Origin of the sequence: Novosphingobium huizhouense (assembly GCF_020179475.1) — a bacterium.
Lineage (GTDB): Bacteria > Pseudomonadota > Alphaproteobacteria > Sphingomonadales > Sphingomonadaceae > Novosphingobium > Novosphingobium huizhouense.
On the sequence record NZ_JAILXZ010000016.1, the window covers coordinates 1 to 353 of the forward strand.

1 protein-coding gene is annotated in these 353 nt (G+C 50.4%); it reads left to right on the top strand.

Annotation, left to right across the window (positions count from 1 at the left end; genetic code table 11):
* Window positions 1–107: 107 nt before the first annotated feature.
* Window positions 108–353: hypothetical protein (locus tag K3A85_RS17785; RefSeq protein WP_225207852.1), on the top strand; the 246-nt coding region annotated here is incomplete at its 3' end.

Here is a 353-nt window from a genome sequence, read left to right on the forward strand (position 1 = left end):
GTGCAAGTCGGCTAAGGACAGGGGAAAACCCGCGTATACCTGTCGCCCCTTAGAGGGCCCGACTACGGTTGCCAGTCTCGCAATGCTGTCTGAACAGGAGCGAAGGCATGGGTGAAAAGCTGGAAGGCGTTGTCTATGCTGGCACTGGAAAACCAGTTTACAATACCCGATGTAACCCATTGAAATATATAGCCTCGGGTCCGGGTAAGTTTACGGCATACCGAATTGATTTCAAAAGGTTTTGGGTCGCCCTCCGGGCCTACCATGTCAACTTTAACCGTTTGACGACTAACGGTTTTTCTGAAAGCCTACCGGCGTATCCGTTTGGTTGGCATCATTCTGTTTTTGTTTCG